The sequence below is a fragment of the Streptomyces sp. NPDC032822 genome, assembly GCF_055578825.1.
In genome coordinates, this window is sequence record NZ_JBVIOL010000003.1 from 367,667 (window position 1) to 380,907 (window position 13,241).

14 protein-coding genes are annotated in these 13,241 nt (G+C 71.8%); 5 read left to right on the forward strand and 9 right to left on the reverse strand.

What is annotated here, in order from left to right; all coding sequences use genetic code 11:
* Positions 1-116: 116 nt before the first annotated feature.
* The 3 genes from ACZ5VD_RS10790 to ACZ5VD_RS10800 form a co-directional block, all read right to left on the reverse strand.
* Positions 117-311 carry a hypothetical protein gene (locus tag ACZ5VD_RS10790; RefSeq protein WP_468549659.1) on the reverse strand — a complete coding sequence of 65 codons (195 nt, stop codon included), beginning with the start codon at positions 309-311 and terminating at the stop codon, positions 117-119.
* Between the two features lie 31 nt (positions 312-342).
* Complete coding sequence (locus tag ACZ5VD_RS10795) at positions 343-669, reverse strand: hypothetical protein (RefSeq protein ID WP_468549660.1); 327 nt, start codon at positions 667-669, stop codon at positions 343-345.
* A 162-nt stretch (positions 670-831) separates the two neighbouring features.
* Positions 832-1,785 carry an ROK family protein gene (locus ACZ5VD_RS10800; RefSeq protein ID WP_468549661.1) on the reverse strand — a complete coding sequence of 318 codons (954 nt, stop codon included), beginning with the start codon at positions 1,783-1,785 and terminating at the stop codon, positions 832-834.
* Between the two features lie 240 nt (positions 1,786-2,025).
* Between ACZ5VD_RS10800 and ACZ5VD_RS10805 the strand changes: the two genes are divergently transcribed.
* On the forward strand, positions 2,026-3,087 hold the full coding sequence (locus ACZ5VD_RS10805; protein WP_468549662.1) for a LacI family DNA-binding transcriptional regulator: 1,062 nt from the start codon (positions 2,026-2,028) through the stop codon (positions 3,085-3,087).
* A gap of 7 nt (positions 3,088-3,094) precedes the next feature.
* A complete protein-coding gene (locus ACZ5VD_RS10810) occupies positions 3,095-3,919 on the forward strand; it encodes a hypothetical protein (RefSeq protein ID WP_468681955.1) in 825 nt (274 codons plus the stop codon).
* Here the strand turns inward: ACZ5VD_RS10810 and ACZ5VD_RS10815 are convergent.
* Entirely contained in the window at positions 3,865-5,898 is a 2,034-nt protein-coding gene (locus tag ACZ5VD_RS10815; RefSeq protein ID WP_468681956.1) for a protein kinase domain-containing protein, read from the reverse strand. The two genes, ACZ5VD_RS10810 and ACZ5VD_RS10815, sit on opposite strands and share 55 nt — an antisense overlap.
* A gap of 95 nt (positions 5,899-5,993) precedes the next feature.
* Entirely contained in the window at positions 5,994-7,298 is a 1,305-nt protein-coding gene (locus ACZ5VD_RS10820; RefSeq protein ID WP_468681958.1) for a DUF6986 family protein, read from the reverse strand.
* 223 nt (positions 7,299-7,521) lie between these two features.
* Between ACZ5VD_RS10820 and ACZ5VD_RS10825 the strand changes: the two genes are divergently transcribed.
* Positions 7,522-8,427, forward strand: a complete 906-nt coding sequence (locus ACZ5VD_RS10825; protein ID WP_468681959.1) for an endonuclease/exonuclease/phosphatase family protein — start codon at positions 7,522-7,524, stop codon at positions 8,425-8,427.
* 61 nt (positions 8,428-8,488) lie between these two features.
* On the opposite strand, the gene ACZ5VD_RS10830 is transcribed toward ACZ5VD_RS10825, so the two are convergent.
* The 4 genes from ACZ5VD_RS10830 to ACZ5VD_RS10845 all read right to left on the reverse strand — a co-directional run bounded on the left by ACZ5VD_RS10830 (position 8,489) and on the right by ACZ5VD_RS10845 (position 11,805).
* The gene (locus ACZ5VD_RS10830) at positions 8,489-9,451 is read right to left on the reverse strand and encodes an electron transfer flavoprotein subunit alpha/FixB family protein (RefSeq protein ID WP_468549667.1); all 963 of its coding nucleotides are present in this window, start codon (positions 9,449-9,451) and stop codon (positions 8,489-8,491) included.
* 216 nt (positions 9,452-9,667) lie between these two features.
* On the reverse strand, positions 9,668-10,456 hold the full coding sequence (locus tag ACZ5VD_RS10835) for an electron transfer flavoprotein subunit beta/FixA family protein (protein WP_468549668.1): 789 nt from the start codon (positions 10,454-10,456) through the stop codon (positions 9,668-9,670).
* A gap of 219 nt (positions 10,457-10,675) precedes the next feature.
* Positions 10,676-11,185 carry a flavin reductase family protein gene (locus ACZ5VD_RS10840; RefSeq protein WP_468549669.1) on the reverse strand — a complete coding sequence of 170 codons (510 nt, stop codon included), beginning with the start codon at positions 11,183-11,185 and terminating at the stop codon, positions 10,676-10,678.
* A 206-nt stretch (positions 11,186-11,391) separates the two neighbouring features.
* The gene (locus ACZ5VD_RS10845) at positions 11,392-11,805 is read right to left on the reverse strand and encodes a TlpA family protein disulfide reductase (RefSeq protein ID WP_468549670.1); all 414 of its coding nucleotides are present in this window, start codon (positions 11,803-11,805) and stop codon (positions 11,392-11,394) included.
* Positions 11,806-11,882: 77 nt separating this feature from the next.
* Here ACZ5VD_RS10845 and ACZ5VD_RS10850 point away from each other — a divergent pair, with 77 nt between their 5' ends.
* Together ACZ5VD_RS10850 and ACZ5VD_RS10855 are read left to right on the forward strand one after the other, a co-directional pair.
* Positions 11,883-12,299 carry a DUF4395 domain-containing protein gene (locus tag ACZ5VD_RS10850; protein ID WP_468549671.1) on the forward strand — a complete coding sequence of 139 codons (417 nt, stop codon included), beginning with the start codon at positions 11,883-11,885 and terminating at the stop codon, positions 12,297-12,299.
* 190 nt (positions 12,300-12,489) lie between these two features.
* Positions 12,490-13,218 carry a lysophospholipid acyltransferase family protein gene (locus tag ACZ5VD_RS10855; RefSeq protein ID WP_468549672.1) on the forward strand — a complete coding sequence of 243 codons (729 nt, stop codon included), beginning with the start codon at positions 12,490-12,492 and terminating at the stop codon, positions 13,216-13,218.
* Positions 13,219-13,241 lie beyond the last annotated feature (23 nt).

Below are 13,241 nucleotides of genomic sequence, written 5' to 3' on the forward strand. Positions count from 1 at the left end.
GCTTGCCCGCTCCACCCTGCCACGGAAACCAGCCGCAGTTGAGGGCGCACGAGCAGGCGCCGGCGCCCCCTCCTCGCGGGGGCACCGGCGCCTCGGTCCTGCTCTGCCGTACCTCGTCAGCCGTTCTTCCCGAGGGCACTCTCGTCGACCCCGGACAGGCTGTCGCTGGCGATGGTGTGGTCGAGGGCGCTGAGGGTCTTGTCGACGTCGAGGTCACCCAGTTCGTCGCCCAGGGCGTGGGACGGGGAGACCGCCGCGACGACGAAGCCGGTGGCGAGGGAGGCGATGGCGAGCATGCTGCGCTTCTTCATACCGGGCTCAACTGTCGAACGGCCGTGGGGGTCACGCCCCGCGCCGAAGTGATCGCGAAGGCTCCGCAAGGCGCCGCCCGGGAGCGCCGGGAAGGGCGCCGGACCTGCCGCGCAGCCGCCCCACCAGGTCGGCGGCGTCCGGCCAGGTGGCGTGGTCGAGGGCGGAACCGGCTTCGAGCAGGCGGCCGGGGACCACACGCCGGCCCTTCGGCAGGAGTTCGGTGTCCGGGCGCGGAGTGAAGGCGCCGATCTCCACCGTCCACCGTGTCGCGGGCAGGCCCATCGGAACGCGCCAGGCGGCACGCGGGTCGCGCGGGAACGCACGCCGGGGCAGTGGCCCGGGCGCGGCGAGGTTCACGGCCTCTCGATGTCGGCGCGGCCGATCAGGAACACGACGGCGCGCACGAAGTTGTCCGTGTTCAAGCCTGCCGCCCGAAGCCGGACCGGTGTCGTGGACCACGGAGCCGGGCCGACTCCCGTGGGTCGGCCCGGCTCCGGGTAAACGTTCCTGCCGGCTCTGTCAGACGCCGGCCGCGGTCGTGTCGGCCCGCCGGGCGAGTGCCGCCGCGGCGGCGCCCACCAGCCCCGCGTCCGTGCCCATCTGGGCGGGCACCACCGTCAGGCGCCGCACGAAGGACAGGGTCGCGTAGTCGGTCAGGGCCTTGCGCAGCGGTACGAACAGCACGTCACCCGCCTTGCCCACGCCACCGCCGATGACGGCGACGTCGATCTCCACGAGGGTCGCGGTGGCCGCGATCCCCGCGGCCAGCGCCTGGGCCGCCCGCTCGAAGGAGGCCACGGCGACCGGGTCCCCCGACCGGGCCGCGGCGGCCACCGCGACGGCGGAGGTGTCACCGTCCGGGCCGGGCCGCCAGCCGTTCTCCACCGCGCGCCGGGCGATGTTCGGTCCGCTGGCGATCCGCTCCACACAGCCGCGCGAGCCGCACGGGCAGGCGTCACCGTCGAGGTCGACGCTGATGTGGCCGATGTGCCCGGCGTTGCCGGTGGGCCCCGCGTGCAGCTGGCCGCCCAGCACCAGACCACCGCCGACGCCCGTCGAGACCACCATGCACAGCGCGTTGTCGTGGCCGCGGGCCGCGCCCTGCCAGTGCTCGGCGGCCGTGATCGCGACACCGTCGCCGATCAGCTCGACGGGCAGCCCACCGACAGCGGCCCGCACCCGCCCGACGAGGGGATAGTCGCGCCAGCCGGGCACGTTGACCGGACTCACGGTGCCCGTGGAGGCGTCCACCGGACCCGCGCTGCCGATGCCGAGCGCCGTGGCGCGTCCCCACAGAGGCGATGCGGTCAGCTCGTCGATCACCTCCTCGACGGCCCGCATGACGGTCTCGCCGTCCTCCCGCGCGGGCGTGGCGCGCTGTGCGCGGGCCTGGATCCGGCCGTGGCCGTCGACCAGCGCCCCGGCGATCTTGGTGCCGCCGATGTCGAGCGCGGCCACGAGGTCGGTGTGCATCAGTGTCGGATCTCCCCGTCAGGCATGAGAACGGCCGTGAGAACAGCCATCGGAAACAACGATGAGGAAACAGTGCGAGCAGCAGACCGGTCTCGCGGTGGGGGCGCAGGCCGGAGATTGCGGTGGACAGTGTCTCCCGCATCTGACAACGTTGTCCAGGCTCTATGCTCGACGCCACATCCTCATACAACATCATGGATCTACACATCCCCCGCGGACGACAGGACAGGACACCGCATCGTGGCCGAGACCCACAGCCGAGCCGACCGCCTCGGGGACCGCCTCTCCTCGAACCGGTACGGCAACCGTCCGACGATGAAGGACGTGGCCGCGCGTGCCGGTGTCGGGCTGAAGACGGTCTCGCGGGTGGTCAACGGCGAGGCGGGGGTCACCCCCGAGACGGAGCGCCGCGTCCAGGAGGCCATCGACGCGCTGGGCTTCCGCCGCAACGACAGCGCGCGGGTGCTGCGCAAGGGCCGCACGGCCAGCATCGGGCTGGTCCTGGAGGACCTCGCGGACCCGTTCTACGGCCCGCTCAGCCGTGCCGTCGAGGAGGTGGCCCGGGCCCACGGAGCTCTGTTGATCAACGGCTCCAGCGCGGAGGACCCGGACCGCGAGCAGGAGTTGGTGCTGGCGCTGTGCGCGCGCCGGGTGGACGGCCTGGTCGTCATCCCGGCCGGTGACGACCACCGTTACCTGGAGCCCGAGTTGAAGGCGGGCGTCGCCACGGTGTTCGTGGACCGTCCGGCCGGGAGGATCGACGCGGACGTCGTCCTGTCGGACAACCACGGCGGCGCCCGCCACGGCGTGGCCCATCTCATCGCCCACGGACACCGCCGGATCGGGTTCATCGGCGACATGCCCCGCATCCACACCGCCGCCGAGCGACTGCGCGGCTACCGGGCCGCCATGGAGGACGCCGGCATAGCGGTGGAGGACTCCTGGATGTCCCTGGGCGTCACCGACCCCGAGCGGGTGCGGCGGGCGGCCGAGGAGATGCTGTCCGGCCCCTCCCCCGTGACCGCGATCTTCACGGGCAACAACCGGGTGACGGTCACCGTGGTCCGGGTCCTCGCCGAACAGGCCCGCCGGGTCGCCCTCGTGGGCTTCGACGACTTCGAACTCGCCGACCTGCTCCAGCCGGCCGTCACGGTCGTCGCCCAGGACTCGGCCACCCTCGGCCGCACGGCCGCCGAGCGGCTCTTCCGTCAGCTGGACGGCACGCTGCTCACCCCGGAGCGGATCGAGCTGCCGACCCGGCTGATCACCCGCGGCTCCGGCGAGCTGCCGCCGTCGGACTGAGCGGCCCGTGGACGACCTGACGAGCGACCCGCGCAAGGGGCCCGCCCGCACCCTGGAGGCGCTGGGCCTGGCCGAGGCACCACGCGACCATCCCTTGCTCTACCCCGGTGCGTGGCCGCCGGCGTCCGGGCTCCTCCACGGGGACCACCTGCTCCCTCTCGACGACCTGACCCCCGACCACCGCACGCCCGTCCTGGCCGTGGGCTCCAACGCCAGTCCGGCCCAACTGCGGCACAAGATGACCGAGTTCGGGATCACCTCGCCGATCCCGATGGTCCGGTCCCGGGTCACCGGCCTCGACATCGGTGTCTCCGCACACGTCAGCCTCATGGGATACGTGTCCGCGTCACCCTTCGACGCGCCGGAAGCCGTACGGGAGTTGTTCGTCATCTGGCTCGACGCCGAGCAGCTCGCGGTGGTCGACGCGAGCGAGGGCGTGCCGCTGCCGCACGGCAACTACGCCCGTGCGTGGCTGCCCGCCCCCGAGGTACGGGTCGAGCCGGCACCCGGGGTGACGCTGCCGGGCGTGTACGTGTACGTGAACCGCCACGGCGTCCTGCACGACGGCACCGGCACGCCCCGCACCCACCCGGGGCAGCGGGCACTCCTCACCGAACTCCTCGTGGGCTCCGCCCGGTTGAGGGAGCTGTTCGGGGTGACCCCCGAGGAGTTCTGCGCACGGGCCCGGGCCGATCGGGCACTGTGCCGACGGGGCACTCGGCTGTTCGAGGACGAGAAGCGGGTGGCGGCTTCCGGGCTGGAGCGGTACGTGCGGGTTCAGCAGACCGGGAGTCCCGGGACCGGTTCGTCGTTCTCGCCGCCCTGGATGTAGACGTCGCTGACATAGACGTTCGTGTTGCCCTTGTCGTCGTCCGTCTTCGCCCACCAGACGTTGGTCCACTCGCCGGACGTCTCGCGGCGGCCCAGGTTCTGCTGGCAGTAGAAGTAGTTGGTGCCCGCGTTCAGGACCCCGACCTGGGTGCCGGAGGCGGTGTAGGAAGCGGCGGTCTTCCAGACCACGCAGTTGTACTTGCCGCCTCCGACGGAGTGGCAGACCGGGGCCGGTGTGGTCTTCGTGCCACCGCCGCTCGTGCCACCGCCGCTCGTACCGCCGCCGCCCGTGGTGCCGCCGTCACCCGAACCGCCGCCGGTGGTACCGCCGTCGGTGCCGCTGCCCGAGGTGCCGCTCGGTGCGGGCGTGGTGCCACGGCCGATGGGCTTCTTGTCGGTCCCGCCGCCCGGGGAGCCGGTCGGCGACGGAGTCTTCTCGTCACCCTGTTCGCTCGGTTCGGGATCGTCCGAGCGACCGCCGTCGACCCGGTCGGCCGTCGACGTGGAGGCGCCGGTGGAGGTGGCCGACGCCGTGGGCCCGGTTCCGGCTTCGGCGTTTTCCTCGTTGTTCAACAGGGCGACCGTGGCCCCGGCCGTCGCGAGGACGACGGTGACGGCGGCGGCCGCGAGGAGGGCGCGGCCCTTGCGGCGGGGCGAGGTCGGGGTGGTCATGGGGCCGGTGGGAGGAGAGGCCACGGACACGGGCACGGGTGTGGCGGACGGGCCGGACGGTGGTGTCGCCCCGGGAAACCCTGGGGACGGGGACGCGTGACCGGGGACGGCCGGGAGCGGGTGCTCCGGAGGGCCGAATCCCGGGGTGGGCGTGGCGGTGGGGCCCGCGGGACCGAAACCCGGGGTGGGCGTCGCCCCGGACGCCGCGGGACCGGGATCCGGGGCCGGCGTCGCGGCGGACTCGGCCGGACCGAACCCCGGAGTGGGTGTCGCGCCGGGTTCCGCAGGGCCGAACCCCGGCGGCGGCGTCGCGACGGACTCCGCGGGACCGAAGCCCGGCGGTACCGACGGCACGCTCCACGCCGTCTGCTCCGGCGTCGGGTGCGGAGCACCCGCGGCGCCCGCGGCACCAGCGGCGCCCCTCAGTGTCGTCGTCGACGCGTCCGTGCCGCTCAGGTCCGCCGCGTTCTGCAGCAGCTCACGCGCCTCGTCCGCCTCCGGGCGGGACTCGGGGCGCTTGTCCAGGAGACGTTGGAGGACGGGGCCCAGGTGGCCGGCGCGGCGGGCTTCGGGGAGGGGCTCGGTGACGATGGCGGTGAGGGTGGAGAAGGTGGACGTACGGCGGAAGGGGGAGGCCCCCTCGACGGCCGCGAAGAGCGTGGCGCCCAGGGCCCAGATGTCGGAGGCCGGGCCCGGCTCGGCGCCCTGGGCACGTTCGGGTGCCAAGTAGTCCAGGGAACCCACGAGTTCGCCGCTGCGGGTGAGGTGGGTGGCCGAGCCGTCGCCCGGGTCCTTCATGGTGGCGATGCCGAAGTCGGTGAGGAGGACGCGGCCCGAGCGGTCGAGCAGGATGTTGCCGGGCTTCACGTCACGGTGCAGGACGCCCGCGCGGTGGGCGGCGGCCAGCGCGTCCATGACCTTGGCGCCGATGCCTGCCGCCTCGCTCGGGTCGAGGGTGCCGCGCCGACGCAGGACGTCGTCCAGGGACGGGCCGTCCACCAGTTCCATCACGATCAGCGGACGGCCGTCGACCTCCGTGACGTCGTGGACGGCCACGACACCGGGATGGCGTACCCGGGCCGCCGCGCGGGCCTCGCGCTGCATCCGCAGCCGCAGCCCGTCGAGCTCGGGCCCGTCGGCGTCCGTGTACGTCCGCAGTTCCTTGACGGCGACCTCACGGCCGAGCACCTCGTCGACCGCGCGCCAGACCACACCCATGCCGCCGCGCCCGAGCTGTGCCACGACCCGGTACCGCCCGGCCAGCACCCGCCCGACCTCGTCGGTCTGTCCGTTCTCCCCCGAAGACACCGCCGCCCCGTTCCTGTGACCCGTCCATATGTGCGACACAGCCTACGGGGCGGGAGCGACGGCATCGGCCGATGGTGGCGGCTGTGACCGGTCCGCTACTTACCTGAGACCGTGAGGTCTCCGCGCCTCGGGGACGCGAAGCCCTCCAGGTCGGCGCGAGTCAGGCCGGTGAGGCGGGCGACCTCGGCGATGTCGAGGGCGCCGCAGTCGAGACCGCGCAGCAGATAGCCGCTGAGGGCCTTGGCGGTGGCGGGCTCGTCCATGACGTCGCCGCCGACGCGGCCCGCGTACCGGGCGAGGCGGGCGGCGGCCTGTTCGAAGCCCTCGCGGTAGAAGGCGAAGACGGCCGCGTACCGGGTGGGGATGTGGCGTGGGTGCATGTCCCAGCCCTGGTAGTAGGCGCGGGCGAGGGCCCGGCGGGTGAGGCCGTAGTGCAGGCGCCAGGCGTCGTGGACCTTGGCGGTGGGGCCGACCGGGAGGACGTTCGTCGAGCCGTCCGACACCCGTACGCCGGTCCCCGCGGCCGCGACCTGCATGATCGCCTTGGCGTGGTCGGCGGCCGGGTGGTCACTGGCCTGGTGGGCGGCGGAGACCCCGAGGCAGGCGCTGTAGTCGAAGGTGCCGTAGTGCAGCCCGGTGGCGCGGCCCTCGGCGGCCTGGATCATCCGGGCGACCGTGGCGGTGCCGTCGGTGGCGAGGATGGACTGGCTGGTCTCGATCTGGATCTCGAAGCCGATCCGGCCGGGCTCCAGGCCGCGCGCCTTCTCGAAGGCCTCCAGGAGGCGGACCATGGCCGTGACCTGCTCGGGATAGGTCACCTTGGGCAGGGTCAGCACCAGCCCGTCGGGCAGGCCACCGGCCTCCGTCAGGCCGGTGAGGAAGATGTCGAGGGTGCGGATGCCCCGGTCGCGGACGGCGGCCTCCATGCACTTCATGCGGATGCCCATGTACGGCGCCGCCGTGCCGTCGCGGTAGGCCTCGGAGATCAGCCGGGCGGCCCGGGCGGCCGTCTCGTCCTCCTCGGCGTCGGGGCGCAGGCCGTAGCCGTCCTCGAAGTCGACGCGCAGGTCCTCGACGGGCTCCTGTTCCAGCTTGGCGCGGACGCGGGAGTACACGGGCTCGGCGAGTGCGTCGGACAGGCCGAGGACCGCTGCGAAGGAGGCGGCGTCCGGGGCGTGTTCGTCGAGGGCGGCAAGGGCCTGGTCGCCCCAGGAGCGGATGGTGTCGGCGGCGAAGGCGTCGCCGGGGACGTAGACGGTGTGGACGGGCTGGCGGGTGCCGGGGTCTCCGGGGTAGCGGCGCTCCAGTTCGGCGTCGACCGGGGCGAGGGAGGCGCTGATCTCCTCGCCGACGGCGCCCGCGAGGCTCGTCGCCACCTGCTCCTGCTGGCCCTGACCCATCCCGCACTCTCCTATTTTCCGCTATGCGGAATCAACAATCCGTAGAACGAAGTTATCGGCCCACCTTCCTCCTGGTCAACACCGTCTTCCATCCGGTCCACTCCCGCATCTCGGCATGTTCACGTCCATCTGTCACCGTTCAACAGACAACTTCACAGCGCACACCGCGACTTCACAGCACTCCCTCCCGACTCGCCCGTCAGCCGCCGCAGAAGGAGCCCCTGTGCCGAACCGCAGCCGAGTCACGCGCCGAATGGGTCTGAAGACCGCGTTGGCGGCCACGATCTCCGTGCCCCTGTCCAGTACAGCACTCTCGTCCGCACCCGCCTCGGCGGGCGAGACGAGCGCCGGCCCCCTCCAGGTCATGTCGTTCAACCTCCGCTTCGCGAGCGCCGCCGAGCCCCACAGCTGGACCGTCCGCAGACCCGTGATGCGCGAGCTGCTGCGCCGCGAGAGCCCGCACCTCCTGGGCACCCAGGAGGGCCTCTACCCGCAGCTGCGCGACATCGAGGCCGACCTCGGAGAGCACTACGACTGGATCGGCACCGGCCGCGCGGGCGGCAGCCGCGACGAGTTCATGGCGATCTTCTACGACACCCGCAGGCTGGTCCCGCGGGAGTACGACCACTTCTGGCTCTCCGACACCCCGAACGTGATCGGCTCCAACACCTGGGGCGGCGGCTCCATCCGGATGGTGACCTGGGTCCGCTTCCGTGACCTGCTCGACGGGAACCGGGAGTTCTACGTCCTGGACACGCACCTCGACAACGCCAGCCAGTACGCCCGCGCGCGTGCCGCCTCCCTGACCACCCTGCGGATCGCCGGGCTCGACCGGACCCTGCCGCTCCTGATGACCGGCGACTTCAACGTCCCCGCCCACAAGAACGCGGTCTACGACACCCTGCTGGCCGCGGGCCTGGTCGACACCTGGGACAGCGCGGCCGAGCGGAGCGCGCTGTACGGCACCTTCCACGGCTACCAGCCGCTGACGCCCGACGGCGACCGCATCGACTGGATCCTCGCCTCGCGGGGCGTCACCACCCACCGCGCCTCGGTCAACACCTTCGCGCTGAACGGGCAGTTCCCGAGCGACCACCTGCCGGTGCAGGCGTCCCTGACCCTGGGATGAGCGAAGGCCCCCGCGACCGCCCTGAGAGCGGTCGCGGGGGCCTCCTGCGCCCGGAGCGGGATCAGCCCTTGCGGGTGTTGATCTCCTCGGTGAGCTGCGGGACCACGTCGAAGAGGTCACCGACGACGCCGTAGTCGACGAGGTCGAAGATCGGGGCCTCGGCGTCCTTGTTGATCGCCACGATCGTCTTCGAGGTCTGCATGCCGGCGCGGTGCTGGATCGCGCCGGAGATGCCGGAGGCGATGTACAGCTGGGGCGACACGGACTTGCCGGTCTGGCCGACCTGGTTGGTGTGCGGGTACCAGCCGGCGTCGACGGCGGCACGCGAGGCGCCGACGGCCGCGCCGAGGGAGTCGGCGAGCGACTCGATGACCGAGAAGTTCTCGGCGCCGTTGACACCACGGCCGCCGGAGACCACGATCGCGGCCTCGGTCAGCTCCGGGCGGCCGGTCGACTCACGCGGCGTGCGCGCGGTGACCTTGGTGCCGGTCGCCTGGGCGGAGAAGGTGACGCTCAGGGCCTCGACGGCACCGGCGGCCGGGGCGGCCTCCACGGCGGTGCTGTTGGGCTTGACCGTGATGACCGGGACGCCCTTGGCGATACGGGACTTGGTGGTGAAGGAGGCGGCGAACACCGACTGGGTGGCCACCGGACCCTCGTCGCCGGCCTCCAGGTCGATGGCGTCGGTGATGATGCCGGACCCGATGCGCAGCGCGAGACGGGCGGCGACCTCCTTGCCCTCGGCGGAGGACGGGACCAGCACGGCGGCCGGGGAGACCGACTCGACGGCAGCCTGGAGGGCGTCCACCTTCGGGACGACCAGGTAGTCCGCGTACTCGGCGGCGTCGTCGGTGAGGACCTTGACCGCGCCGTGCTCACCGAGGACGGCGGCGGTGTCGGCCGCGCCGGCCCCGAGGGCGACGGCGACCGGCTCGCCGATGCGGCGGGCCAGGGTCAGCAGCTCAAGGGTGGGCTTGCGGACGGCGCCGTCCGCGTGGTCGACGTAAACAAGAACTTCAGCCATTGCTACTCCTGGGCGAGAACCCCGAACTTCGGCCGGGGAAGACATGTTGACTGCTGGGCTCGGCGCATGCTGTTTGGCATCGGGCAGGGCTTGTCCGTCGCGGGCCGTCTCGGTCGAGCGAGAAGCCCTTTCGGGCGGAGTCACGGGAATGCTCTCCTGCGATGAGCAATCCACCGGGGCGCGGGTCGTGTTGCAACCGGCCCGCGCCACCGACTCCTAGATGAACTTCTGGCCCGCGAGGTACTCGGCGAGCTGCTTGCCGCCCTCGCCCTCGTCCTTGACGATCGTGCCGGCGGTGCGCGCGGGACGCTCGGCCGCGGAGTCGACGACCGTGTAGGCGCCCTCCAGACCGACTTCCTCGGCCTCGATGTCGAGGTCGGACAGGTCCCAGGACTGAACCGGCTTCTTCTTGGCGGCCATGATGCCCTTGAAGGACGGGTAACGCGCCTCGCCCGACTGGTCGGTGACCGACACGACGGCCGGGAGGGAGGCCTCCAGCTGCTCGGAGGCGGCGTCGCCGTCACGGCGGCCCTTGACGGTGCCGTCCTCGACCGAGACCTCGGAGAGCAGGGTCACCTGCGGTACGCCGAGGCGCTCCGCGAGCAGCGCGGGTACGACACCCATGGTGCCGTCGGTGGACGCCATGCCGGAGATCACCAGGTCGTAACCGGCCTTCTCGACGGCCTTGGCCAGCACCAGGGAGGTACCGAGGGCGTCGGTGCCGTGCAGGTCGTCGTCCTCGACGTGGACGGCCTTGTCGGCACCCATGGAGAGAGCCTTGCGGAGCGCGTCCTTGGCGTCCTCGGGGCCGACCGTCAGGACGGTGACCTCGACGTCGTCGTCCGAGTTCTCCGAGATCTGCAGCGCCTGCTCGACCGCGTACTCGTCCAGTTCGGAGAGCAGACCGTCGACGTCGTCCCGGTCGACGGTCAGGTCATCGGCGAAGTGCCGGTCGCCAGTGGCGTCGGGCACGTACTTCACAGTGACAACGATCCTCAAGCTCACGCCGGCTCTCCTACTGCATCGTCTGTTTTCGGCTGCCTACTTGCAGGCAGCATAGGCGCCCCAAGCGGCCGATCCCGGCCGGGGCGACCTGCGCTCCGACCCGAATATTACTCGCCAGTACACCTATTGCGTTCCCGCTAAGCAAGCGCTTTGAACTGTGACCTTCGCAACGCAGCGTAATCGGAACTCGGCGGTCTCGCAGAAGAGCGGGCGAGCCGATCAGTCGCGCAGCCCGTGGAACCGTCCCTGGTGGTAGAGGAGCGGACGGCCCGGGCCGGTGGAGTCACCGAGGACGACCTCGGCCAGCACCAGGCGGTGATCGCCGGCGGGCACCCGGGCGATGATCCGGCACACCAGCCAGGCCTGGACGTCGTCGAGCACGGGCACCCCCTCGGGTCCCTCGCGCCAGGCGGTGGGCGCGCCGAAGCGGTCGGCGCCGCTGCGGGCGAAGGTGGCGGCCAGGTCCCGCTGGTGCTCGCCGAGTATGTGCACCCCGACATGGTCGGTCTCGGCCACCGCGGGCCAGCTGGAGGCGCCGGTGCCGATACCGAAGGAGAGCAGCGGGGGCTCGGCGGAGACCGAGCTGAGGGAGGTCGCGGTGAATCCGACGGGGCCGGCGTCACCGCGCGCGGTGATCACGGCGACTCCTGCCGCGTGCCGCCGGAAGACGGAGCGCAGCAGGTCGGGCGAGGCGATCCGGGTGGTGCCGAGGCCGGGCGTGGCCGTCATGGGGCTGTCCTTCTGCGGGGAGTGGCGGGGGCGTCCGTGGCTGCTCAACAGCCCGGACAGCGCGCGCTCGCGTGACGGGCGAGGTCGACGTGCACCCGCCCGAAGAGAAGGAGTTCCGAAGGCATACGGTCAGGCTGACGATAGGTGGTGCGCACAGTCAAGTACGTCCCGGCATATGGGAGATGGCTCACCCGCCCCTCCTTCCCTCACACCGCCTCCCCCAGCGCGGCGATCACATCGGCCTTGCGCGGCTGTCCGACGGCACGTCGGACGACCCTGCCGTCGGCGTCCAGCACCAGCACGGTCGGGGTCTTGAGGATGTCGAGTTCACGGACGAGTTCCAGCCGCTCTTCGGCGTCGATCTCCACATGGGTCACGCCCGGGACCAGCTCCGCCACCTCGCCGAGCACCCGTCGGGTCGCCCGGCAGGGAGCGCAGAAGGCGCTGGAGAACTGGACGAGTGTGGCGCGCTCGCCGAGCGGGCCGCCCAGTTCGGCCGTGCCGAGCCGTTTTCCGTCGTCGCGCCCGCGCACTCGCACCTTCCCGTTCCGCCGCCGATGCAGCACTCCGTAGGCGCTCGCCACCGCGAGCACCGCGACGCACACCACGAGTCCGGTCATCCCCTGCACCAGCGTTCACGAGACTGCAAAGATTCCCGCCTCCTGTGAGTTCGGTCGATGCGGAATGCTTACTTCCCATGGACATCGACGCAAGAGGCCCGCGTTTCGGGGCAGCCGTGACGACCGTCGTCCTGGCGATCGTGCTGATCACGGGCAGTACCTGGCTGCTGGCCTGGCAGACGCTGGCGTTCGCGCTGGGTGCGGCGGGCGGGGTGGGCCGCTCGCCTTACGGCCTGCTGTTCCGCTCGGTCGTGCGGCCCCGGCTCGGGCCGCCCACCGAGTTCGAGGCACCCGAACCCCCGCGGTTCGCGCAGGCGGTGGGACTGGTCTTCGCCGGCGTGGGTCTGGTGGGCTACGCGCTGGGGCCGCAGTGGCTGGGTCTCGCCGCCACGGGAGCCGCTCTTGCCGCCGCCTTCCTGAACTCCGCGTTCGGCTACTGCCTGGGATGCGAGATGTACCTGCTTGTACGTAGGGCAACGGTACGGGCGGAGTAAAGCCGACGTAAAAGCCCGAGGTGGATCACTGGGTGGACGTGACGAGAATCTCGCCGTTGACGGGCACGAAGACTGGCTCCCCGTCCGTTCTTGGGGCACGATCTGCGAGATGCCGTAAACCTACGGCTGCGTAGCTTTCCCGCCGGGAGCTTCCCTTTCCCAGGCAGAGAAGGAAGGGTCCACTCCGTCCATGGCAGAGCTTGTCTACCGTCCCGTCGTTGGTCTCGCCCAAGCGTTGTTCAAGGCGTGGGACCTCAAGATCGACTGCAAGGGTTCGGAGAACATCCCGCGCTCGGGCGGTGCCGTGCTGGTGAGCAATCACATCAGCTATCTGGATTTCATCTTCGACGGACTGGCGGCGCTCCCACAGAAACGTCTCGTTCGGTTCATGGCGAAGGAGTCCGTCTTCCGCCACAAGGTGTCCGGCCCGCTGATGCGCGGGATGAAGCACATCCCGGTGGACCGCAACCAGGGTGAGACGGCGTACGCCCACGCGCTGGACTCGCTCAGGTCCGGCGAGATCGTGGGCGTCTTCCCGGAGGCGACGATCTCGCAGTCGTTCACGCTGAAGTCCTTCAAGTCGGGCGCCGCGCGCATGGCCCAGGAGGCGGGCGTGCCGCTGATCCCGATGGCCCTGTGGGGTACGCAGCGGCTGTGGACCAAGGGGCACCCGCGCAACTTCAAGCGCAGCCACACCCCCGTCACCATCCGCGTCGGCGAGGCGATCGAGGCCTCCCGGGACAAGTACGCGGGCGCGATCACCCGCCAGGTGCGCGAGCGGGTGAACGAGCTTCTGGAGGCGGCCCAGCGCGCCTACCCGGTCCGCCCCAAGGACGCGGACGACACCTGGTGGATGCCGGCCCATCTCGGCGGCACGGCCCCGACTCCGGAGCAGGTCCGGGAGGCCGAGGCGCGCTGAGCGGCGGGGCCCGTCCCGGCCGC

Excerpts from the sequence above, each read along its gene's own strand:
- ACZ5VD_RS10790 (WP_468549659.1), bottom strand. The coding sequence starts at position 311 with ATGAAGAAGCGCAGCATGCTCGCCATCGCCTCCCTCGCCACCGGCTTC.
- ACZ5VD_RS10820 (WP_468681958.1), bottom strand. The coding sequence starts at position 7,298 with ATGGGTCAGGGCCAGCAGGAGCAGGTGGCGACGAGCCTCGCGGGCGCC.
- ACZ5VD_RS10800 (WP_468549661.1), bottom strand. The coding sequence starts at position 1,785 with ATGCACACCGACCTCGTGGCCGCGCTCGACATCGGCGGCACCAAGATC.
- ACZ5VD_RS10850 (WP_468549671.1), top strand. The coding sequence starts at position 11,883 with ATGGACATCGACGCAAGAGGCCCGCGTTTCGGGGCAGCCGTGACGACC.
- ACZ5VD_RS10840 (WP_468549669.1), bottom strand. The coding sequence starts at position 11,185 with ATGACGGCCACGCCCGGCCTCGGCACCACCCGGATCGCCTCGCCCGAC.
- ACZ5VD_RS10830 (WP_468549667.1), bottom strand. The coding sequence starts at position 9,451 with ATGGCTGAAGTTCTTGTTTACGTCGACCACGCGGACGGCGCCGTCCGC.
- ACZ5VD_RS10845 (WP_468549670.1), bottom strand. The coding sequence starts at position 11,805 with ATGACCGGACTCGTGGTGTGCGTCGCGGTGCTCGCGGTGGCGAGCGCC.
- ACZ5VD_RS10855 (WP_468549672.1), top strand. The coding sequence starts at position 12,490 with ATGGCAGAGCTTGTCTACCGTCCCGTCGTTGGTCTCGCCCAAGCGTTG.